This window comes from Ruegeria lacuscaerulensis, from assembly GCF_013031245.1.
Classification (GTDB): domain Bacteria; phylum Pseudomonadota; class Alphaproteobacteria; order Rhodobacterales; family Rhodobacteraceae; genus Ruegeria; species Ruegeria lacuscaerulensis_C.
The window spans coordinates 22615-45503 of the sequence record NZ_WPZL01000008.1; the positions used below are offsets into that span (position 1 = coordinate 22615).

Annotated in this window: 16 protein-coding genes; 12 read left to right on the forward strand and 4 right to left on the reverse strand. The window is 55.1% G+C overall.

The features are described 5' to 3' along the window. From paaI to GOX66_RS12130, 6 genes are all read left to right on the forward strand, one after another. Positions 1 to 426: a hydroxyphenylacetyl-CoA thioesterase PaaI gene (gene paaI / locus GOX66_RS12105; RefSeq protein WP_170763104.1), complete on the forward strand. Its 426-nt coding sequence runs from the start codon at positions 1 to 3 to the stop codon at positions 424 to 426. A 24-nt stretch (positions 427 to 450) separates the two neighbouring features. Next, positions 451 to 1761, forward strand: a complete 1311-nt coding sequence (gene paaK / locus GOX66_RS12110) for a phenylacetate--CoA ligase PaaK (RefSeq protein WP_170762966.1) — start codon at positions 451 to 453, stop codon at positions 1759 to 1761. 3 nt (positions 1762 to 1764) lie between these two features. Next, positions 1765 to 2361, forward strand: coding sequence for a TetR/AcrR family transcriptional regulator (locus tag GOX66_RS12115; protein WP_170762968.1), 597 nt, complete (start codon positions 1765 to 1767; stop codon positions 2359 to 2361). Positions 2362 to 2790: 429 nt separating this feature from the next. Continuing rightward, positions 2791 to 3213, forward strand: a complete 423-nt coding sequence (locus GOX66_RS12120) for a hypothetical protein (RefSeq protein ID WP_170762970.1) — start codon at positions 2791 to 2793, stop codon at positions 3211 to 3213. Between the two features lie 77 nt (positions 3214 to 3290). Beyond that, entirely contained in the window at positions 3291 to 5012 is a 1722-nt protein-coding gene (locus tag GOX66_RS12125; RefSeq protein WP_170762972.1) for a type I secretion system permease/ATPase, read from the forward strand. After that, the gene (locus GOX66_RS12130) at positions 5009 to 6328 is read left to right on the forward strand and encodes an HlyD family type I secretion periplasmic adaptor subunit (protein ID WP_237212571.1); all 1320 of its coding nucleotides are present in this window, start codon (positions 5009 to 5011) and stop codon (positions 6326 to 6328) included. Before GOX66_RS12125 ends, GOX66_RS12130 begins: the two co-directional genes overlap by 4 nt. A gap of 13 nt (positions 6329 to 6341) precedes the next feature. Here the strand turns inward: GOX66_RS12130 and GOX66_RS12135 are convergent, their stop codons facing one another. After that, entirely contained in the window at positions 6342 to 8381 is a 2040-nt protein-coding gene (locus tag GOX66_RS12135) for a dockerin type I domain-containing protein (RefSeq protein WP_170762974.1), read from the reverse strand. Positions 8382 to 8537: 156 nt separating this feature from the next. On the opposite strand from GOX66_RS12135, the gene GOX66_RS25800 reads away from it, so the two are divergent. Genes GOX66_RS25800 through GOX66_RS12160 form a run of 6 tightly spaced genes read left to right on the forward strand, consistent with a single transcriptional unit; the run spans position 8538 to position 18019 of the window. Then, positions 8538 to 9095 carry a hypothetical protein gene (locus GOX66_RS25800; RefSeq protein ID WP_237212572.1) on the forward strand — a complete coding sequence of 186 codons (558 nt, stop codon included), beginning with the start codon at positions 8538 to 8540 and terminating at the stop codon, positions 9093 to 9095. Continuing rightward, positions 9092 to 12352 carry an Ig-like domain-containing protein gene (locus GOX66_RS12140; protein WP_237212573.1) on the forward strand — a complete coding sequence of 1087 codons (3261 nt, stop codon included), beginning with the start codon at positions 9092 to 9094 and terminating at the stop codon, positions 12350 to 12352. Before GOX66_RS25800 ends, GOX66_RS12140 begins: the two co-directional genes overlap by 4 nt. Positions 12353 to 12411: 59 nt before the next feature. Further along, entirely contained in the window at positions 12412 to 13230 is an 819-nt protein-coding gene (locus GOX66_RS12145) for a SapC family protein (protein WP_170762976.1), read from the forward strand. A gap of 7 nt (positions 13231 to 13237) precedes the next feature. After that, entirely contained in the window at positions 13238 to 14581 is a 1344-nt protein-coding gene (locus tag GOX66_RS12150; protein ID WP_170762977.1) for a TolC family protein, read from the forward strand. Then, entirely contained in the window at positions 14578 to 16725 is a 2148-nt protein-coding gene (locus GOX66_RS12155) for a type I secretion system permease/ATPase (RefSeq protein WP_170762979.1), read from the forward strand. Before GOX66_RS12150 ends, GOX66_RS12155 begins: the two co-directional genes overlap by 4 nt. Beyond that, entirely contained in the window at positions 16709 to 18019 is a 1311-nt protein-coding gene (locus GOX66_RS12160; RefSeq protein WP_170762981.1) for an HlyD family type I secretion periplasmic adaptor subunit, read from the forward strand. Before GOX66_RS12155 ends, GOX66_RS12160 begins: the two co-directional genes overlap by 17 nt. 134 nt (positions 18020 to 18153) lie before the next feature. On the opposite strand, the gene GOX66_RS12165 is transcribed toward GOX66_RS12160, so the two are convergent. The 3 genes from GOX66_RS12165 to GOX66_RS12175 all read right to left on the reverse strand — a co-directional run bounded on the left by GOX66_RS12165 (position 18154) and on the right by GOX66_RS12175 (position 22808). Further along, on the reverse strand, positions 18154 to 19920 hold the full coding sequence (locus GOX66_RS12165; RefSeq protein ID WP_170762983.1) for an ABC transporter ATP-binding protein: 1767 nt from the start codon (positions 19918 to 19920) through the stop codon (positions 18154 to 18156). Between the two features lie 291 nt (positions 19921 to 20211). Beyond that, positions 20212 to 20913: a response regulator transcription factor gene (locus GOX66_RS12170; RefSeq protein ID WP_170762985.1), complete on the reverse strand. Its 702-nt coding sequence runs from the start codon at positions 20911 to 20913 to the stop codon at positions 20212 to 20214. Beyond that, positions 20913 to 22808, reverse strand: coding sequence for a PAS-domain containing protein (locus tag GOX66_RS12175; RefSeq protein WP_170762987.1), 1896 nt, complete (start codon positions 22806 to 22808; stop codon positions 20913 to 20915). The genes GOX66_RS12170 and GOX66_RS12175 overlap by 1 nt, the downstream gene beginning before the upstream one ends. Between the last annotated feature and the right edge of the window lie 81 nt (positions 22809 to 22889).

The window sequence follows — 22889 nt, forward strand, 5'->3', positions numbered from 1 at the left end:
ATGACTCCCAAAGAACGTGCCGAAAAATCCGCCGCGAGCATGTGGGCTAATGACGAAGCCAGCAAATGGTTCGGCATGGAGATTATCGACGTTAACGAAGGGCGCGCAACCCTGGCTCTGACTATCAAGGCCCACCACTGCAACGGCCATGGCATCTGTCACGGAGGCGTCAGTTTCGCGTTGGCTGACAGCGCTTTTGCCTTCGCCTGCAACAGCCGCAACGTTTCAACGGTCGGGCAACATACGATGATGAGCTATATGGCACCCGGCCGGCTGGATGACCGCCTAACCGCCCGAGCGAACGAAGTTACTCTGGCGGGCCGTAGCGGCATATACGACGTTCGTATCACCAACCAGGACGATACCCTGATCGCGGAATTCCGCGGCGTGTCGCGCGCGGTTGGTGGTCGACATTTCGACGAATAGTTTCGCGTTTGGAGGAGCGCCGCGATGAAAGATCTGACCCCGCACAAAACTGATCTCGACCCGATTGAGATCGCCTCGATCGACGAAATCCGTGCCTTGCAACTGGATCGCCTGAAATGGTCGGTGCGCCATGCCTATGAAAATGTGCAGATGTACAAGCACAGGTTCGACGAGGCGGGCGTGCATCCTGACGACCTGAACGACCTGTCCGATCTGGCTAAATTCCCCTTCACGTACAAAAACGACCTGCGTGACAATTACCCGTTCGGTTTATTCGCCGTGCCGCGCAGCGAGATTATTCGTGTGCACGCCTCATCCGGCACCACTGGCAAGCCGACTGTGGTGGGTTACACCAAAAACGACATCGAGAACTGGGCAGACCTCGTGGCGCGCTCTTTACGAGCTTCGGGCCTGCGCAAGGGTGATATGGTGCACAATGCCTATGGCTATGGCCTGTTTACTGGCGGGCTTGGGGCTCATTACGGTATCGAACGTCTTGGGGCGACCGTTGTTCCGATGTCCGGAGGTCAGACGGAGAAGCAGGTTGGGTTGATCACCGACCTCAAACCCGATGGGATCATGGTAACACCATCCTACATGCTCAATATCCTGGAGCAGTTTCGCAAAGTGGGTCTGGACCCGCGTGAATGCTCGCTGAAGGTTGGGGTGTTTGGCGCCGAACCCTGGACTGAAGCCATGCGCCTTGAGGTCGAAAAGGCCTTTGACATGCACGCTGTCGATATCTACGGGCTTTCTGAAATCATGGGGCCCGGTGTAGCCAACGAATGCGTTGAGACCAAAGATGGTCCGGTGATCTGGGAAGACCATTTCCTGCCGGAAATCATCGACCCTGAAACCGGTGACGTGCTGCCTGACGGAGAACTGGGCGAACTGGTGTTTACCACTCTGACCAAGGAAGGGCTGCCGATGATCCGCTATCGCACGCGCGATCTGACCCGGCTGTTGCCTGGGACTGCGCGGTCCATGCGTCGGATGGCCAAGATCACCGGTCGCAGTGACGACATGATCATCCTTCGCGGCGTCAATGTTTTCCCGAGCCAGATAGAAGAACAGGTCATGGCCACCGGCGGTCTGGCGCCCCACTACCAGATTGAGTTGTTCAAGTCCGGGCGGCTGGACGCCATGCGGATTATTGTCGAAGCCACGCCGGGTTCAACCGATGAATTGTCCAAGACTGCCGCCGCGCGGATGCTGACCAAACGGATCAAGGACATTGTTGGCGTTTCCACCGAGATTGTTGTAGGTGATCCCGGAAATGTAGAGCGCTCGCAAGGCAAGGCGAAACGCGTCATAGACAATCGTGATAAGGAGTGAGCCTTGGCCCGCACAATCGCCAAAGATCACGGCCAAAAGCGAGAGCAAATCCTTAAAACGGCCGCCAAAGTATTTGCCGATCAAGGATTTGATCGTGCCTCGATGACGCTATTGGCGAAAGAGTGCGGCATCTCCAAGGCCAATATCTACCACTACTATGATAGCAAGGATGCCATTCTCTACGACATCCTTGAAACCTATCTGCGTGAGCTTCGAGACCGGATCTGCACTGTCAAGACAGACGGTCTGACACCCGAGCAAAAGCTGCAAGCCACGATCCGTGAAATCCTGTTTGCTTATCAGGGAGCTGATGACGAACATCGTGTGCAAATCAGTGGCATGACGGCCCTGACCGAAGACCAGCAGAAACTTCTGCGTGGATATCAGCGTGATCTGGTGAATTTCGTGAGCGACATCGTAAGAGAAGTTTCGCCCAAAGCATTCGACGGGGATAACGCAAAGTTGCGCGCAACCACAATGTCGGTGTTCGGAATGCTGAACTGGTATTACATGTGGAATACAGGTGCCGGATCCCAAGCCCGCGAGGATTACGCGGATCTGGTCAGTTCATTAACACTGCGAGGCGTGCAGAACTTGTAGGGGCTTACTCGCAGGCCTCGTCTTAATAACCGAGCGTGGCGCCTGAAAAACTTCGCGAAAGGTCTTCGGAAATAGCAGCACATCTTTGTACTGTCGGGTTCGCGAATCGGAGCGCCCAACACCCCGGCATCATAAATCGCACCCGGAAATTCAATCTGCAAGACCGTGCCCGGCCGGGCGTATTCTGGCGAGGTTGGAGTTGTAATAGCGGACGGTTCCATCCTCACGGCTTCCGATTCCAACCGCCTTGAAATATTGGAAATTTAATGATTACAGCGCTCTCACTACGGAAACGATTTAAAAGCTGTTGGAAGGGATAGCCGTCCTGCCCGACCAGACATACGAAGTAATTGCTGCTTATGTCGGCAGAGCAATGGCCCACGCCCAACTCATGGCACAGCATATCCCGAATGGTCGGCACACTTCATTATGAACGCACACTCCCGTTGTGAGGAACCGGGCAAGAACAACGCTAGTACCGCCTGGGCCGCGCTAAATGACCGGATCAGCTCACCCGCCACCAGTAGTGCCTATGTCACCCTCATGTTGGCGGACGTGCCGGATAACCTGACTGGCGCCTTTTGGCCCATTGGCCAGAAACTGGCGCAAGTTAAAGGCAAATGCGAACCTGGCGGTTTTCAGGGCAAAAGAACGGGTTCTGCAATTAAATGGCTACAACAACTGCTTGATTTGAACCAACCCAGATCGGGCAATTTTTCTGCTTTTAACAATTCCGGACGTACGGGACGGATCGATCTAACCGCTGGCTTGGCGAGGTCATCCGACAGGCGGTTGGGGGCTTTTCGCCGATCCACCGATTCTCGCATTTTCAACCCATCAGCAACAAACTAGGATGCAGCGCATCGAAGGCTCTCCTGCCTCTTACAAACCAACAATCATAGGCCTCGTTCGTGAACACAGAGAACCGCATGTTAATGCCGCCCCGATACGAGCTGCGAAAAGTGCGCGATCAGGGCGTAACTTTTCTGGCCTTGGCGTTCCTGTTCAGCATCTTCGTTAATCTACTGATGCTGACCGGCCCTTTGTTCATGTTGCAGGTCTACGACCGGGTGCTGGGATCGCGGGCGGTTGAGACCTTAACCGCGCTGTTTTTGCTGGTGGTTTTACTTTACTCCCTTATGGCGATGCTGGACTTTGCCCGGGGTAGAATCGTTGCACGGTTTGGCGCCCGGTTTCAGTCCCAACTTGACGAGCGGGTGTTTGACGCGACGCTCCGGCGGTCACTGTACCCGCAGGCGCGATCGGCGCCAGCAACTGCGTTGCGCAATTTGGAATCTATTCAAAGCCTTTGTTCCTCGCCGGTTTTGCTTGCCCTAATGGACATCCCCTGGACACCGGTCTTTCTGGCCGCAATCTTTCTGTTTCATCCCTTGCTGGGGTGGCTGGCCGTGGCAGGTGGTGCTCTGCTGATAGTGATCGCCCTGCTGAACCAGTCTCTGACCCATCGCAAGGTCGCAGAAGCGCAAAGGGCCTCGGCTCAGGCCAACGCCTTTTCAGAACATGCCAGACAGGCGGCCGAAGTAGTGCGGTCTCAGGGTATGCAGGAAGACATTACATCGCGGTGGCAGAAACAACGGACCAATGCACTGAGCCAGACAATCGCCGCAAGTGACTGGACTGGTAGTTTCACGTCGCTCACCAAGTCGTTGAGGTTATTTTTGCAGTCTGCAATGCTGGCACTCGGCGCGTGGCTGGTGCTGCGCAACGAGTTGACGCCGGGTGCAATGATTGCCGGATCAATCCTGCTGGGCCGGGCGCTGGCGCCTGTGGAACAATCCATTGGCCAATGGGGTATGATTGAAAGAGCTCGCGCAGCCTGGATATCGCTGAACCAGTTTCTGGACGCAACCCCGCCCGAAGCCCCGCGCACCAAACTTCCTATACCCGAAGGAAAACTGGTTACCAAAAGCCTGACAGTCATTCCGCCAGGCTCAAGCACGCCCACACTCCGCGGTGTTACACTTCGCCTCGAACCGGGCAAGGCCCTTGGCGTCATCGGCAAAAGCGGATCAGGAAAGTCCACGCTCGCCAAGGCTTTGATGGGACTGTGGCAACCTGCCGCTGGTGAAATCCGGTTGGGCGGCGCGACGCTGGATCAGTACAATCCGACAGATCTGGGGCAGCACGTCGGCTACCTGCCGCAAGAAGTCACTTTGTTTAACGGTTCTGTGGCCGAGAACATTGCCCGCATGTCAGAAAATCCAGACCCTGAAGCCGTTGTTGAGGCCGCCAAAAAAGCAAAGGCGCACGAACTGATCCTATCGCTGGAAAAAGGCTACGATACGTTTCTGGAGGGCAATGACAGTCAGCTGTCCGGCGGCCAGAAACAGCGCATCGCATTGGCGCGCGCGCTGTATGGAAACCCGGTTCTTCTGATACTGGACGAACCGAACTCTGCGCTGGATGCAGATGGGACCGAAGCACTGAACGCCGCCGTAAGGGGGCTGAAGGAAGCGGGGAAATCGGCCATCATCATGACGCATCGCCCTCAGGCGATTTCCGAATGCGACGATCTGGCGGTTGTCGAGCGGGGACAGGTCGTGAAATTCGGCAGCCGCGATGAGGTGTTGGGCGCGATGGTGCAAAATGCCAGTGCAATCAGACGGGGTCTTAGCCAGGTGGGTGAATGATGCAGGACGCAACGGTTCAATACAAACGCCCGGTCTGGAGTATCACCATACCCGCGCTGGTCGGCTTTGCGGCATTGGGCATTCTGGTAGGTGGATTGGGCATCTGGGCTGTTCAGACCCGCCTTGCCGGGGCCATCGTGTCGCAGGGGAGCATCGAGGTGCAAAGCAACCGGCAAGTGGTTGAACATCCCGATGGCGGCGTCGTCGGCGAGATTTTTGTGCGCGACGGGGATGACGTGGCCGCCGGGGATTTGCTGGTCCGTCTGGACGACACGTTCTTGTCGTCTGAGAAAACTATCGTCGAATCTCAACTGTTCGAATTGCTGGCGCGCCGAATCCGGTTGGAGGCCGAGCGTGACGGTGTGGACGCCGACGCACTGGCGACCCAGTTGGCGGAACTTCAGATGCGGGAAGGCATTGATCCAGAACTGATTGCCGGCCAGCAGCGCCTGTTCGAGGCCCGTTTGGAAACGATGACCCAACAGACGCAACAGCTAGGCAAACAGACGGTTCAGATAGAAAGTGAAATCGAGGGCACCGAGGCACAGCTTGTATCCCTACGCCGCCAGGTCGAGTTGATTCAGAATGAGCTGAAAGACCAGCAAGACCTGTTGCAACGTGGTTTGACGCAAGCGAGCCGGGTATCGGCCTTGCAGCGGGAAGAAGCCAGCCTGACGGGTGAGATTGGCCGCCTTGAGGCCTCGGTGGCGCGGCTGAAGGGCCAAATTGCGGCCACTGAGATTGAGATTGTCGAATTGACAGCCACCCGCCGGGAAGAGGCCATCACCGCATTGCGGGATGCTCAGACCCAAATCTCCGAACTGGACGAACGCCGCCTGTCACTGGATGTGCAACTGTCACGATTGGATATCCGCGCGCCTGTTACAGGGTCTGTCTATGGCAGTCAGGTATTTGCGCTGCAGTCGGTTATCCAGCCTGCTGAACCGATGATGTATGTTGTGCCTCAGGACACGCCGTTGCTTGTAGCGGCGCGCGTGGATGCGATTCATGTGGATCAATTGCATATTGGGCAACCCGTGGCCTTGCGTTTCCCCGCTTTCAACCAGCGTGAAACGCCCGAGATAGACGGTCGGGTCATCACTGTTTCGGCAGACACCTTTACGGATGAGAACACTGGTCAGACGTTCTACCGTGCCGAAGTGGTGCCGGAGGACGATCAAATCGAGCGCTTGAACGGACAAGCTCTGCTACCCGGTATGCCTGTCGAGGCGATGATCAAAACGGACGAGCGGACGCCGCTTTCCTACCTGATCAAACCTTTGGCCGACTACTTCAACCGGGCCTTTCGCGAATAATTCAATCCCGGTGTCAGACCAGTTCCAGATTGCCCAAAAGGATTGATGTCATGTCGGTGGAAATAACATTGTCCACCGCTACGACGTCGACCCCTGTTTCATAACTGACATTGTCTTTGGAGATACCCGAGAGGTCCGCATCGTCGTCCAGGAAAACCCATTCCGGTTCATGCGCCGTGGGCTGCCCGACGGCGACCTGTAGGATCGCCAATGCGTCGAGTGCATTGACTGTACCGTCCTGCGTAATGTCGGCCGCGATCAGGTTTTCCGGCGAGGCCGGCCCCCACGTCGGGTCCAGCCCTACTGAGATGCGCAACACCTGCAGGGCATCCAATGCGGTGATATCGTTACTGGCTGTTGAATAGGTTTTAACAATCTCAAGTTCACCGTCAAAGGAACCCGTTGGCAATTCGAGGTCAAATCGACCTTCGTCATCTGCCCGGACGCTGATCGTACCGCCCCCATCCGGGGTAAAGAAAATTTCCGCATCGGCTAGCCCAGGGTTCGCTGCCTCGGAATTGACGGTGATTGATCCCTGAACCCCATCTGAACTTCCGGGATCCGAACCACCAAAGTCGCTGAAATCCACTGGAATATGATCCGGGCCGCCAAAGCCTGCTCCGAACACTTCTGCGCTGGTTAAGGGGCCGCCTGTTGCCGAAACAATCTCGATCACCTCGTCGAGGTATTCGATATGCGCCCCTTGCGCCGTGGAAGTGAACGTCAACTGACCCGGCGTGCGCAATAAAGGATAGTCAAACAGGTCAAGCCTGTCGCTCCCGGCTTCGAAATCATTTATTGATGTCACATCACTGCCATATTGCATGACAAAGATGTCCGCACCGCGCCCTCCGTTCATGACTGTCGCACCCGATCCCGCAATCAGGATGTCGTCTCCCTTCCCGCCCGAAAGGGTCGTGTCCAATACACTGCCGCTTAGCATATCGTCGCCTGCGGTTCCTATCACCGATCCGAATCCATCGCGAACAACGCCCAGATTCTCGATGGAAACGGTGAGGTGGGTCAGCCCCGCGTCCTGTTGCGAGCCAACGAGAATTTGCAGCTCGTCCCCCACATGCGCCACGCTGAGTGTTTCAACATTCTGCAATCCGCTTTGATTGGTGTCCTCGAAACTATCCAAATGAATAAGCTGACCGTCAGGCGTGAGTGTGAACAAAGTGACACCATCATCCCCACCACCCGCCACAACGAAAGCATGCCCGTCCGCCTCGATAACAGCCAGATCCTGTATCGATTCAAACCGCGTATGCAGAGTATCTAAAACATGGTCTGTCGGAGTCAGATGCCCATCGCTGGCCAGTTCCATCACGCTGAGTGAGTTGCTTCCGGCACCTGCCACCACAACCCATGACTGGCCATAAACCTGCACCACTTCAACAGCCGTTGGTGTCGCGATCCCCAATGTCGCCAGGGTATCGCTGTTGTCGATCACGCTAAGTGCACCGGTGTTGTTTTCGATTTCATACGTGCTGATCGTGCTGGTCGCAGCATCGGCAGCGATCAAATAGTGATCCGAACCTGATTGCAGTACCTGCATCGAATCAGCTTGCGCAGTTACAGACGTCCCAAGGCTCAGCGAACCGTCACCATTGACGGTGTAGGTCGTGATTTGCCCGGAACTGTCATTGGCGATGGCCAGAAGGTCGCCGATTTGAACAAGGGCCGAAATATCTCCGCCACCGGCCAATGACCCGGTCTCCTGCAAAGTACCGACAGTTCCGTTTGGATTCAGGTCATACCCGACCAAACCTGTCGCAGAATTCACATCCAGCACAAGTTGATCGTCTCCGGCCAATGAAACAGGCGTTCCGCTGCGACCAACCTGAAAAGAAATTGAACCGCTGAAATATTCCGTGTCCTGCAACTGAGGAACAGCGCCCTCGGTCAGTTTCCAGACCGCAATGCCACCCCCTGGTCCAGTCACACTGTACAGATACGTGACCCCGTTAAACGTTTTTAAAGCCGTATCGCCGATACCTGAATCGAGCGCTGCGCTCCCCGTTGCAACCACACTTTCGAACTTAAGCATCATAGCAAATCACCCAAAGCCACCCCTGGCACCGAAAACAGGATGATCCGATGCCCAGTACGGAACCAAAGCGGGAATGTGGTGAAAACGAGGAGTTCGGCTTTAGTTTAACTCAATTTTTTCTGGTCCGACCGCATGAGCCACAAAAGGGAAAGACAGATGAACAAATCCAGCCTCCCCCAAACGGATGCGGAAACCACATGTGAGGGCAAGATGACCAAAGAACCTGAATCCAAGACCACTCCAGCCGATGCCCAACCTGATCTGGAGCGTAAGCGGAACATCCGCCAATGGATTGACGGCAAAATGCGCCGCTGGGCCGGCCGCGGTTTATTCGGCGGACTGGGTTCCACGATCCTGGCCCTGCCAGCTTTGGCACAAGCCACTATCGAAGAGCTCTACGCATTTCAATTTGCGGAAACGATACCCGGGGTACAGTCGGTCAAACTACTGGATAATGGTGATGTTCTTCTGAAACTGGCTGATGGCCGCAAGATGATCATCGCGGCCGAAAACGTTCAGGTGCTGGACGGCGGCGCGATCATGATTGCCGAAGATGTGGTTTCTGAGATCGCTCAGTTTAGCCTGGCCGCCGAAACAGGTGGTGCGGCGGCGGGGGTGATGACGACGTCGCCGTACCAGTGCCCGCTCCTACGCCACCGCCTGCGCCCAGCTACCCTGACCTCAACCTGGCTGGGGCTCAGACAGATACATTGAGCAGCGTAAATTTAGGACATATCGCGCCAGGCGGTACAGAGGCTGTTGAAGTTTCCATCGGTTCGTTCACCAAAACGGTAACTCCAAGCGACGACGGAACATGGATCGTTTCGCTGACACCGGACGAAGCGGCCAATCTTCCTCAGGGTGTAAGCACCGTTACAATTCGAAATCTCGACGGCGATGGTGAAGAAATATCGGTCGAGACGGTCACATATAATGTGGATACCATCCCCCCAACCCTGACGATTTCAGGCTTCTCCAGCGGGGAGGTGATGAATGCGTCCGAACAGGCGGACGATCTAACGGTGACCGGCACGACTAATGCAGAAAACGGTCAATCCGTAACGGTCGAGATCAACGGGCAAACATATACGGGCACCGCTACCGACGGGCAATGGAGTGTGACTGTTCCTGCAGAGGACCTGAATGCCCTGCCTGACGGCGCAACGATAACTGTCACTGCGGATGTAACGGATCAGGCGGGCAACCCGGCAACGCAGGCTGGAACCAGCTTTGATACGGATTTCACCGCTCCTACAATCTCGCTGAATCCGATATCCGGCGGCTCAATCAGTCTGGTAGATGTGGGTAGCGATCTGGTCGTGTCCGGGGCCACAACGGCACCCGACGGGTTTCCTGTTTCGGTTGAGTTTGATGGGCAAACCTACTCCGGGACAACTTCCGGCGGCATGTGGAGCGTAACCATTCCCAGTGCAGATCTCGGAGGATTGTCGACAGGCACTCCAGCCGCGTTCAGTGTGACTGTCAACGATGCCGCCGGTAACACGTCGGTTCCGGCCTCGGCTTCGGTTCCCGTAGATTTGACGGGACCATCGATCAACATTTCTCCGCTGTCTGTTGGGGCAGTTCTCAACGGAGTGGAAGTGGGGTCGGACCTGACCATCTCCGGTTCTACGGCAAATGTTCAGGATGGTCAGCAAGTAACAGTAACTCTGGACGGACAAACCTATACCGACACGGTGTCAGGTGGTAGTTGGACCGTGACGGTGCCCGCTGTTGATCTGGTCGCGCTGGCGGATGGTGGGGACTTTGCCGTAACTGCTGATGTCTCGGATGCCGACGGGCTGCCAGCTTTTCAGGCCAGTGCACCCCTCGCAAAGGACATCAGCCCGCCAAGCCTGAGTATCGACAGCTTTTCCGATGGTGCTGTCATGAACGCAGATGAACAGGGAACGGATTTGGCCATTACCGGGTCATCGACGGCCGAGGACGGGCAAACCGTAACCGTTACCGTAAACGGTCAGACATACACCGGAACAGTGACCGGCGGTGCGTGGTCGGTGACCGTTCCTGCAGCAGATCTTGCGGCCTTACCGGATGGAACCACGATAGCCGTTACCGCCGACGTAACAGATGCTGCAGGAAATCCTGCGGTTCAGGCGAGCAACAGTTTTGATACTGATTTCACCGCTCCGGACCTAGCCATCACAGGAATGTCTGACGGCGCAGTGATGAACGCAGCGGAGCAATATACAGACCTGACGGTGAGCGGCACTTCTGACGCCACGGATGGCACGCTCGTCACTATTGAAATTGCCCGACCGGACGGCACGATAGATGTTAGCGGCACCACAACCGTCAATGGAGGCACCTGGAGCTATACCGCTCCGGCCTCGGATTTTGGGACATTGCAGGATGGCATCTCTTACGACATCAACGCTATGGTTTCGGACTCCGCAGGCAATAGTGCCAATACCTCCGCGAGCCTTGGAACCGATTTCACTGCGCCTACTGTGACGCTCGATCCATTGCCTGTCGGTTCAGAACTGGACGTGGTTGAACGGGGCAGTGATCTCACCATTTCGGGCACCACAAATGCTGAAGACGGGCAAGTCGTAACGGTCACATTGAATGGCCAGGGCTATACCGGCACGGCATCCGGAGGAGCATGGTCCGCAACCGTACCTTCCGGCGACCTTGCCGCCCTTGCAGATGGCACAAGCTTTTCGGTTTCAGCCACCGTGAGTGACGCGGCTGGAAACTCCGCAACACCAGCAATGACCAACCTCAATACGGATTTTCGCCCGATATTGAACATGAACCCTGTCGGAACGAACAACGCGATTGGGCTGAGCGACGCACAGTCATCGGGAGCCACGGTTTCCGGAACTTCAATTGGATTGAATGCGGGTCAAGCCGTGGATGTTGCGCTTAACGGCACGTTGGTCGGCTCAGCGACCGTTGGAGCTGACGGCAGCTGGTCTCTGTCCGTTCCAGCCTCAGAATTCTCAGGCCTAAACGCGGGCGACGATTTGGATTTCTCTGCAAGCGCAACAGTTTCCGGCGGACCAGATCCTTTGCCCGTAACCGACGAAAACGCTGCTCATGAACCCGCAGCTTATGTGATTGCGCAGGCAGGAATCAGCGGTTCTACCGTAACGTTTGAGATCTATGCCGATGCGGACCGGGACATCTCGAGCGGGCTCGCAATGACGGCGGAATTGGGTTTTGATCCATCAGTTGTCACTTTCGACACCGGATCGGACGTGGAAAACGGCGCCTTCGACCTGTTTTTGTCTAACCCGGTCGGAGGCACTGCCATCAGTTTTGCCGGAGCGGCAACCACATTTACTGACCTGTCGCAACCGCTGGTGACGTTCACAATGACCGTTCAGGATCCTAGCCAGCCAATTAAACTGACAATTACGACACCAGATGGCGGACCGAGTGTTTTGCAGTTTGGTACGAACGGTGACGACACGCTGGTGGCAACCGAGGTGGATAATATCATCCGCGGCCAGGACGGCGACGATGCAATTGACGTCTCGGAAGTTGGGCGGGACGTGGTCGTATTCGAAGCGGATCCGGCTGCAAACGGGGTAGATACAATTACCGGGTTCACCGTCGGTACCGCCTCGGAAGTATCAGATGCATTGACGTTCAGCGGACTGAGCTTTGGAACATTGCGAGGTGACGGAACGGACGTTGAATCTCTGGCCGTTGGTGACGCAATTGGTTCAGATACAGGGTTTGTCGGCCTGACAACGGTTTTGGGCGACCTCTCAGACGGAACCATCGAGGCAGCCGTCGAGACATTGACCGGAGTTCAGGCAGGCGACGAAATCTATGTGATGGCGACCGATGGCGCAGACAGTGTTCTGGTCAAGGTCGATTACTCGTCTCCGAATTCCGCATCGGTTGAAACCGTCGCGCTGTACTCTGGTCTGGATGATGTGAGCGGCCTGAGTGCCGACAATATCCTCCACACCGATCCAACAGGCGCAACGGCCTAAGCAGTTAAGTGGCCTCCAATCTCTTTGATCGGTGGCCATACCAAAAGCATGGGGCAACAATGGCACAGGACGGCCTGTTTCCAGTAACACACGCACGGCATGGGCAACGGTACTGGAAACGATTCACATCTTTTAAATTCGCTGCGAACCGCACTGACTGTGCAGTTGTATTTAATGAAATCCAGATAGCTGCGGCCGCTTTTCCAATTGTGTTTATGAAATCTGAGAGGGGTATGGAACCGAGAGCATTGCTGTCTCTGCGAACAGGCGCGCCCACTCCTTTCCTTTCGCAGGATGGACAGTGGTTGGCACCCTACGTCCCATCTAGTTTGCGGTGCCACCCTTTCCAAGCTGAACGAACCTGTACGAACGAAACGGACAGCACCTGCCGATTTCAACTGAATGTCGATGAAAGCTCTGGATACGTGACGCGCAATCCCAGGGACGAGGTGTTTTTCGACGCGAATGGGAAACTATCCCATGAACTGCTCGAAGTTCAGACTTTTCTGAAAGCCTATGTTGCCGCCAGTGAGGCGACCCAAAAGCTCTGCCGGACGATAGCCAAGTTGGGTTTGCTTGAGCCCATTGAAACCCATGGTGCAGTAGACTTGCCGTGTGAAGCATTTGGAATCACGTCTTCGCGATTAACAAAGCTTTCCCAAGCCGAAAAGCTGGTCCTGGTGGATTCCGGCGCCCTTCAACTAATCCACGCACATCAAATATCACTCTCTCATTGCGAATGGATATTGCGAGCTCAGCAACAATTGACACAACGAGCAGCACCAGAAAAATACACCGAAAATTCAGACATTTCCGGTTTTCTGTATGCAATGGCAAAAGCGCAGAATGCCGATTTCCTAGAATCCAGTGGGGTGTAAAACACCTATGCCAATTTTCGATCTCACGCTAAGAGCCGTACCTCTCTTTTTTCTAGTTGCACTGTCATCGGCCTGCGCGCCTGCCCCAGATTTAACAAAGGTTGAGGCTTCGTTTTCCAAGGGTTCTGTTGGGGCTGGCGCAAGCCTCCCTTCGCTTCAACTGGCGCAAAGCGGTTTTGGGCAAAGGGTCCGGGCAGCCGTTGAAACCAGTCCGGAGCTGGCACAAAGCGCTTCTCGGCTGGTGGTCGCTTCCGCCAACGAAGATGTAGCAAAAGGTGCGTTCCTGCCGCAGTTCTCAGTCGGGCTAAACGCCCGTTCAGAGAGAATTGCCTCGGATCTTGCGGATGTCTCACCCTACCTGCGCATCTCCCAACTGGTTTATGATGGCGGCGCTGCGTCCGGTAACCTGGTCGCTGCACAGGCCCGTGTTCTGGAAAGTCGTGGCGATCGATTGCAAACGGCTGCGGCTACAGCTCTTTCTGCAATCGAAGCGTATGTCGTGGTGCTGGACCGGCGGAAACTTCTGGATATCTCAACGCAGAATGTCGCAGCTCATGAAGAATTGGTTCTCCAAACCACGGAACGATCAGCGAAGGGCGCAGGGTCGAATGCGGATGTACAGGCCGCTCGCTCGCGCATGGCGGATGCACGAACTCGGTTTGCAGACGCCAAGGCACGCCTTGATCGCGCGGAGGCTCAGTTTCGTGAGGTCTTTGGCGTACCGTCCGGAGATTTACCGCCGCCTGTCGAAGCCCCGAATCTATCGCGAACAGATATGCAGATCATAACGGACAGTCCTCAGGTCCGCCGTGCAAATGCCGCCTTGCTTGCGGCGAAGGCAGAGCGGACGGCAGCACTTGCACGGCGCCAGCCAGACGTACGTGTCGCGGCATTCGCAGACCGGGACGACAGTAACGACGCCAACTTCGGAGTTGATCTCGCCTTCAATTATGAGCTGGACACCACGGGCCAGCGCCGGGCCTCGATTGCCGCTGCGGAAGCACGGGTTAAAGAAGCTGAATTCGAACGAGAGTCAGTTATTCGGATCATACGAAGAGAATTGGGATTCGTCCGATCCGATCAGCAGGCTGGCGCAGAACGATTGCAGGCTGCCCGAAGTGCTGTCCAGGCCAATGCGGACAGCGTAGCTGCTGCACGCGCGCAGTTCACCATCGGACGTCGCAGCTTGATCGAAATCCTGGACGCGCAGAGAGATTTTGTGAACGCGCAAGAAAGACTGATCCTGGCGGAACAAAGCTTTTTCCTGACAAATTACGCAGCACTGAGCCTCACGGGTGACATTCTGGACCTGCTGGGCATTTCGACAGTCGAATGGAGCAACGGTCGATGACGCAATTAAAACCAGTTTCCAAAGAACCTGCTCTTTCCTCTCTCGAGGCCTGTGCCCTGCATATCGCGTCTCATCTGGACCGCCCAATGACGATCGCCGCATTGCATGCGGCTCATTCAGGGGCCGTAGGAGAGCTCACCATACGCGACGTGCTTGAGGTGACGCAAAAGGCTGGTTTACAGGCTGGTTATGGCAAACGAAGTCTTCGCGACTTCGACGAAGTTCTGGTTCCTGCTCTTTTGCTATTGGAAGGCAAAAAAGCTGTTGTTTTCCATGGTCGTACAATCGACGGCCAGCTCCTGGTTTTCGATCCTGAACTTGGTGACGGTATCGGAGAGGTTTCTGCAGATAAGCTGAGTAGGACTTATACCGGCTGTGCCATCCTGTTTCGCCGCAATCATCAAAAGGATGTTTCGGCTGGCGACGACCCTGAAACGGGGCATTGGTTCTGGTCAGCTATGGTGGCAAACCGATGGTCCTATACACAGGTGGTCCTTGCTGCGGCACTTGCCAATTTGTTGGGTCTCTCGACGTCAATATTCATCATGGTCGTTTACGACAGGGTTCTTCCCAACGAAGCAACGGAATCCCTGATTGCGCTGACAATGGGCGTGGGCCTGGCGCTTGTATTTGATTTTATTTTGAAATTGCTGCGCGCCGGTTTCATTGATCGTGCCGGACAAAAAGCCGACATGCTTATGGGGCGGCGCGTGTTCGATCAGCTGCTCAATATTCGGATGACGTCCCGTACTGGGTCAACCGGAGCCATGACAAGTACAATTCGGGAGTTCGAAACTCTGCGAGAGTTCTTTACGTCCGCTACGCTTGTCGCATTGGTCGACCTCCCGTTCATAGCGCTTTTCCTCTTCGTAATTCACCAGGTGGGAGGTCCGCTCGCCCTGATCCCTGCCTTTGCAGTTCCAATTGTCCTGCTCACCGGCGTTGCAATTCAACCTCTGTTGTCACGTCTCGCCGAACAGAACTTCGCTGATGGTCAGTCAAAACAATCGGTTTTGGTCGAAGCCGTTTCGGGGCTTGAGACGATCAAAACCACTGCGGCTGGAAGGCCAATGCGGGCACGATGGGAAAATGCGATGGAACGCCAGTCATTGCACGGCACCCGCAGCCGTGCGGTGACGCAATTCGCCCTGAACCTGACCGGGTTCACGCAGCAGGCGGCTCAGGTGTTGATCGTGTTTTATGGTGTGTTTTTGATTGCCGATGGACAGGCAAGCATGGGAGCTCTGGTTGCTTCGGTTATGTTGACTGGTCGGGCTCTGGCCCCCTTGGGGCAACTGGCGCAAACCCTAACTCGCGTCAATCAGGCGCGCAGCGCCTATCGTAACCTGAACGCATTGATGCAGGCTGAAAGTGAGCGACCCGAGGGGCGCAACTGGATCAGCCGGTCCGATTGCGAAGGGCGCATTTCGTTTGAGGACGTGCACTTTACCTATCCCGATCAGGCGCAGGACGCCTTGGCAGGGGTCACTTTTTCGATCGAGCCCGGTGAAAAAGTTGCGATTTTGGGGCCGATCGGGTCTGGAAAAAGTACGATTGCGCGCCTTTTGCTAGGCCTTTATCAACCACGGTCCGGATCAGTTATGCTGGACGGTGTTGACATTCGCCAGGTTGATCCGGGCGACCTGCGCAGGAATGTCGGTTCGGTATTGCAAGATATCTGGCTGTTTTCCGGGACAGTTCGAGAAAACATTGGCAGCGGCGCCATCAGACCTCGGGACGAAGATCTTATCTGGGCAGGCAAGGTTGCCGGAGTTGAGGATTTCCTCTCTCGTCATCCAAATGGTTATGACTTGAAACTGGCCGAGCGGGGAGAAGGTTTGTCCGGCGGTCAGCGGCAGGCCATAGCGCTGGCCAGGGCCCTGATCGGGCAGCCTCCGGTTTTGCTTCTGGATGAACCGACCAGCGCGATGGATGTTCAAACTGAGACCGAAGTCATACGCCGCCTGAAGCAAGCCACACAAGACACAACAATGGTGATCGTCACGCATCGCGCCAGCCTATTGGAACTGGTGGACCGTGTGATTGTAATCGAAGGCGGGCGCGTTGGTTTAGATGGGCCGAAAAGTGTTCTCACGCAGCATGCCCGAAAAGCAAGGAGGCACCTGAATGTCGCGGCATCCTGATCTGGATACACTCGCGCGCGAGATGCGAGGGCGGTCACCGATGCGTGGATCGTTGTTAATGCTGGTAATCTGCGCATGCCTGGTCACGATTGGGTTTTGGGCTCGTTTTACAGAACTGGATGATGTGACCCGCGTAGATGGGCGGATTGTCCCTTCGGCGGATATTCAAGTGATCGAAGCCACAGAACCCGGTGTCCTGCAATCGCTGAAAATCCGCGAAGGGCAAGTGGTAGAACAAGGTATGCTGTTGATGGAGTTCGACACCACCCAGATCGACAGTCAATTGAATCAAGAGCAGCAACGCGCATTTGGCCTGATGGCCCGAACTCAACGTCTACAGGCCGAAATAGACGGTTCCGATCTGAATTTCGCGGCGAGCCTGATTGAAGGAGCACCCGAGGTCGTGCGGTCGGAAACGGCATTGTACAAAGGGCGGCAATCCGAACTTGAGGCTGAAATCGCCATCCTCGAACGCCAACGCCAACAACGGCAAAGGGAATTTGAAGAAGGGCTTGTGGATCGGGTGATCGCAGACCAAACACTCAGGTTATTGGCCGAAGAGCGCGCTATGATTGAGCCACTGGTTGAGAAGAGGATGGAGCCAGCGACGTCGCTACTGAGCCTCCGCCGCGGCGAGGCTGAGTGGGAGGGAAGAAAAACTCGGGCCGAAGCTGCAACCAGTAGATTGAAAACCGGATTGGAGGAAGTCGACGACCGCATTCGCGCAACGCACAGCCGGTTTCGCAGTGCCGCTTTGACCGATCTGGCGCTGGCAACAACGGAACTCGCATCGCTGCAACCTGCATTACCGGCCCTGCAGGAACGAGCCAACCGAGCGCAGGTCAGGTCTCCGGTTCGAGGCATCGTAAACCGAATTCATCGCACAACTATCGGGGGCTTGGCGCGTAGTGGAGAAGAACTGGTAGAAATCGTCCCCTTGAACGACACGCTACTTGTCGAAGCCTATCTTCGGCCAGAAGACATCGCCTTTTTGCATGCGGGTCAACCTGTCAAGGTAAAGATTACAGCCTATGACTTTGCGCGCTTCGGAGCGTTGAACGGTGAAATAACTCGCATTGGTGCAGACACGATCACACGGTCCGAACGCAATGATGAAGAAGTGTTTGTCGTCGAAATCGAAACCAGCAACTCTATGGTGGATGCGAACGGCGCCGCCGTTGAAATCATCCCGGGCATGATAGCTGAAGTAGATATACTATCTGGCCGAAAAACGGTTATGGATTACCTGCTCCAACCGGTTGTCAAAATAAAAAACAGGGCTTTACGAGAATGATCCGCAAATCTGGGTGGTCATTCGGTCGAGAGCAAACTGTTCATCAAGGCAGTATGTGAAATGCCTGCACACGCCTTTGTCTGACCGTGCAAGTGTTTTCGACTTCAGTTAGTTAAAGAAAAACTGACACGCGCTCATGACACCGGTTGCTTGAACTGTTGGTCAAACAGCTGCCGAAAAACACCATCCTTCTCGATCAGTGAATTCAGATTGCCCTCTTCAACAATTTCACCGTCCTGAACGACCACAATCTTGTCCGCTTCAAGCACTGTGGCCAATCTGTGCGCGATCACAATCGTCGTTACATTCTCAGTCAGCTTGTCCAAGGCCTCTTTCACAAGGGCCTCGGATTCTGCATCAAGTGCGCTGGTAGCTTCGTCCAGCAACAGAATTTCGGACTTGCGAAGTATGGCACGTGCGATGGCCAATCTCTGTTTCTGACCGCCGGACAAAAACGCCCCGTTTTCTCCGACTTCCGTATCATAACCTTGGCTAAATTTAGTAATGAAATCATGTGCATGCGCTGCTCGAGCGGCTTCCATCACTTCTTCATCCGTCGCGCCAGGACGAGCATACCGCAGGTTTTCCATGACGGTGGCGGAGAACAGAAACGTCTCCTGACCTACGTAGGAGATTTTCCGGCGCAACGATGCAAATGTTACGCCCTGCAAGTCCTGATTGTCTATTACTACTTTTCCCCAGTCAGGATCGTAAAACCGCATTATAAGGCCAAAGATCGTTGATTTTCCGCCGCCGGATTGGCCTACAAGAGCAGTCGTTTTACCGGCCTCGAATGTCACGTTCATTTTCTTGATGACTTTCTGCTTGTCTTTGTAAGCAAAAGTGACGTTTTTCAGCCGGATTTTTCCCGGCCCTGCGATCAGATCTTTGGCGTCAGGACTTTCGCGCATCGGATCTTCCTGATCCAGCAATTCAAACATCATACCAATCGGAACCATCGCCGTTTCAATTACAACGCGCATCTTCGACAAACGTTTTGCCGGCTCATAGGCCATCAAAAGCGCGGTGATAAAAGACATCAACTGGCCTGCGGACGTTGGCTCGCTACCTGCAACCCCTATCGTGCTGACTACGAGGACACCCGCCACTGCAAGGCCGGCAAGAAATTCCATCAGGGGACTGGCGACGGATTGTAGTTTGGAGATTGAATTTGCCCGCCGTTCTACCGATCTGATCGCACCGTTCATGCGATTAGTCATTTGATCTTCAAGGGCAAAAACCTTGATGATTGTAATTCCGCCAGACGTTTCCTGAAGAACTTTTATGATCTCAGACAGCGCCTTCATCTCGGACTGCATGATCGCGCGAACACGCTTCAACAGATATCGCACGCTTATAAGAGCTACCGGACCCACCACAAAGAACAGAACCGACAGCATCGGCTGCTGGTACACCATAACAAAGACGAGACCGACCAGTGTCAGAGCGTCTCGTACGAAGCTGGTGACAATCACATCAACAAGGCGTCTGGCTGCCTGCGCACCTTGTGTGACACGCATCAATAGGCTGGAAGATTCCGTTTTGGCAAAAAAGCCAACGCCACGCTTTATCAGCTTTGCATACAGCCGTTCCTGTTGGACAGCGACGATACGGTTACCGGCGCGCGCTAGGAAAACAGACTGTACATAGGAAGCAGCCGCTTTGCAGAAAAACAAAGCAATCACAGCGCCAGCGATCAGCCACACCTGAGATTTCATTTCCGGCTCGGTCATGGCATTGACAATGTTTTCCATCATCCAAGCCGTACCGGCCGTTGTCGCAGCCACAACCACCATTGCGGCCATCGCGATCCCGTACAACCAACCCTGTTTTCGAAGGCTTTCACCCACCAATCGGCCAATATGACCAGATCGCCATTTGGCCAAGGTTTTTTTGATCATTCTACTCTCCAAACCCTTTGCCACATTCGATGCCAAACAACGTTACGGTCAAATTTTGTTCCCAATGACTCATCATTGCGACAACAGTCGGCGGGATAGGATGCCGTTAGTTATGCGCGACTGTGCCGAGAATCCATAGCTGGTACACAGATATTGGCGGATGTTGTATCCATATTGACATGAGGTTCGCACGACCCCATTTCTAGATCCACCTACCACGTTGATTTTATTAACTAAACTTAAAAACGATGAGCGCAAAACGTCGCATCCCTCTGAACTTTTTTCAGCGCATTACCGCCACTCGACATCACCAAGGAAGATATACCCAGCACCATAGATCGTCTTGATCAGGCGGGGATTCTTGGGATCTTCGCCCAGCTTGGTGCGCAAACGGGATATGCGTACGTCCATTGCCCGGTCGAAACTGTCGCCTGCGGCTCCACCCAATGTCTCTTGCATCTGGGCTCGGCTGATCAGCCGTTTCGGACTTTCCAGAAACAAACGCAGCACTTCTCCCTCCGCGTGACTGAACGGTGTCTCTGCGCCGCTACTGTCCTCTAGAACATAGCGGTCGAAATGCGCTGTCCAGCCGTTGAATCTTGCCACTTCCGAGTGCGTGGTTTGTGTTCGCGGTGAACGCAATCTGGCGCGGATCCGGGCCACAACTTCGGCAGGATCAAACGGTTTGGTGATATAGTCATCTGCCCCAAGTTCCAGCCCGGTGACACGATCCTGTACCTGCGCGCGCCCCGAAATGATAATGACCGCCGCTCCCTGTTCCAGCGCCAACCGGTGAACAAGCGCCAAGCCATCAGTATCCGGCAAGGAAAGGTCTACCAGGCACACATCCGGTGTCACACGTTTCAGCGAGGCCTCGAACTCCCGCGCCCGCGAAAAGCTTTGCGTCCGGAACCCCGCATCTTCCAGCGCGTCCGTCAGGATACGTCGGATTTCAGGCTCGTCATCAACAATAGTGACTAACGGTTGTGTCATCAGGCAGCCTCGGTTCGGATCAGGGCAGAGAGTTGCGCCTTTGTAAACGGCTTGTGAAGTACCGGCGCAAGTGTCAGCGCTTTTCGGTGCAACGGATCGGAGTACGGCAGGGATGTCATGAGAATACACGGCAGCGCGGGGTCTAATTTTTCCGCCAGGTCCAACCCGGTCCCCTGCCCTTCAAGGCGAATGTCGGATAATACAAGTGCAATATCTTCAAGGTTCGAAATCAACGCCAGAGCTTCATCGGACGAGATCGCTTCGATCACGTTAAAACCCAGATCAACCAGCATTTCACGGAATTGGCCGCGCAGGTCGTCATTGTCTTCGACCAGCAAGACGAGACCTTCCTGTATCGGTGGTGCAGGGCGATAAGGCATGCGCAGGACAACTGATGCTCCTGACGGTGTGTTGCGCAAACTCAGATTGCCTCCAGCCAATTTCACCGTGTCGTAAACCATCGGTAATCCCAGTCCCGATCCTTTGCTGCCCTTGGTGGTGAAGAATGGATTCAGCGCCTTTTCAAGGGCTTCATCAGAAAAGCCAGGGCCTGTATCGGATACCGCGATTTCGATCCAGATCGCCCCGATCTTGTGTGCGCTGATCGTGACCTGACCGGACTCACCGCAGGCATCGCGCGCGTTCAGGACAAGATTCAACAATGCATCCTGAACCATACCCGGATCCAGCATCAAGGCTTCATCCGGCAAGGTGTTGACCACTGACAAGCCAACACCGCGTGGCAAAGAAGGGGACGCCAAAATCCGCAAATCTTCCAACATGCCGCGCATGTCGGTTGCTTTGGGCTGAGGCGTCCGGCTGCTGGTCATATCCGCAATCCGATGCAGCAGCTGCCCGCCCCGACGCGCGGTCTGCTGAGTGGCTGCCACAAGCTCGCGCGCGTCCTCGGGCAAAGGCATTTTTTCAAGCCGTGATTGCATTCCCAGAATGATCGTCAGCAGGTTGGAGAAGTCATGCGCCAGACCGCTGGTCATTTGTGCTGCCATTTCCCTGCGCCGGGTCTGCTGCAGGGCGACGCGCGCCTGGGTTTCTTCTGTGATATCAACCGACATTACGTAAACACCGCCTTCTCCATCCGGGCTGAAGGACACGCGAATACGCCGTGAATCCTGATCTTCGGTGAACTCGAAGACCGACGTTTCCCCGCCATAGGCCTTTTGCAGGTAAGGTTCGACCCGCGCGAACGCAGCAACGCCCAGGGCTTGCGAGACATGCATGTCCAATATGTCCGACGGGCGGCCCGGCATGACAGAGCTGAGGCGTCGGTTGGAATAGTCGTAACGCCCCTCCCGGTCCAGATGAGCAATGTGGGCAGGCATCATCTCAGTCGTCATGCGAGTCCGGGCCTCAATCTCGGTCAGCTGGCGCTTGGCCTCCTCCAGGGCCGCGTTGGCAGCAGCAAGTTTTCGGTTTGTAGCCGACAGCTCCTCGGCCCGGTCCAGCAGTTGATCAGAGAGTTCCTCAGACCGAGCCCGTAACAGAGCCTCTGCCTTTTTTGTGTTAGTGATATCGGTGTAGACCGTGACCCAGCCCCCTTTGGGCAATGGTGCACCTTCGACTGAAATCACCCGTCCATTGGCCCGCACTCGTTCCATGTAATGAGGTTCAAATGTCAGCGCCTGATTAATTCGCTGGTCAACGATCTCTTCGACATCCGTGACCTCACCATATTCACCGTTTGCAGCAAGATGGCGGATCGTGTCACTGAACAGAGCACCGGGCTGGACCAGTTCGTCCGGAAGATCGAACATGACTTGAAAGGGGCGGTTGCTGACCACCAGTCGCAACTGACTATCGTAAATCGACAAGGCCTGACCTATCAAATTCAGGCCCGCTGTTGTCATCGCCTTTATCTGCTGTTCGGTAATGTCCAAATTCGCCCTCCCTGCGACACATGCGTAGCATTGGATCTGTCACAGGTGTAGGGGGCATGGACGCGACACTTTGGGTTCAGC

Coding starts and splice junctions, on each gene's coding strand:
- paaI (WP_170763104.1), top strand. CDS start 1: ATGACTCCCAAAGAACGTGCCGAAAAATCCGCCGCGAGCATGTGGGCT.
- paaK (WP_170762966.1), top strand. CDS start 451: ATGAAAGATCTGACCCCGCACAAAACTGATCTCGACCCGATTGAGATC.
- GOX66_RS12120 (WP_170762970.1), top strand. CDS start 2,791: ATGAACGCACACTCCCGTTGTGAGGAACCGGGCAAGAACAACGCTAGT.
- GOX66_RS12125 (WP_170762972.1), top strand. CDS start 3,291: ATGTTAATGCCGCCCCGATACGAGCTGCGAAAAGTGCGCGATCAGGGC.
- GOX66_RS12130 (WP_237212571.1), top strand. CDS start 5,009: ATGATGCAGGACGCAACGGTTCAATACAAACGCCCGGTCTGGAGTATC.
- GOX66_RS12135 (WP_170762974.1), bottom strand. CDS start 8,381: ATGATGCTTAAGTTCGAAAGTGTGGTTGCAACGGGGAGCGCAGCGCTC.
- GOX66_RS25800 (WP_237212572.1), top strand. CDS start 8,538: ATGAACAAATCCAGCCTCCCCCAAACGGATGCGGAAACCACATGTGAG.
- GOX66_RS12145 (WP_170762976.1), top strand. CDS start 12,412: ATGGCACAGGACGGCCTGTTTCCAGTAACACACGCACGGCATGGGCAA.
- GOX66_RS12150 (WP_170762977.1), top strand. CDS start 13,238: ATGCCAATTTTCGATCTCACGCTAAGAGCCGTACCTCTCTTTTTTCTA.
- GOX66_RS12155 (WP_170762979.1), top strand. CDS start 14,578: ATGACGCAATTAAAACCAGTTTCCAAAGAACCTGCTCTTTCCTCTCTC.
- GOX66_RS12160 (WP_170762981.1), top strand. CDS start 16,709: ATGTCGCGGCATCCTGATCTGGATACACTCGCGCGCGAGATGCGAGGG.
- GOX66_RS12165 (WP_170762983.1), bottom strand. CDS start 19,920: ATGATCAAAAAAACCTTGGCCAAATGGCGATCTGGTCATATTGGCCGA.
- GOX66_RS12170 (WP_170762985.1), bottom strand. CDS start 20,913: ATGACACAACCGTTAGTCACTATTGTTGATGACGAGCCTGAAATCCGA.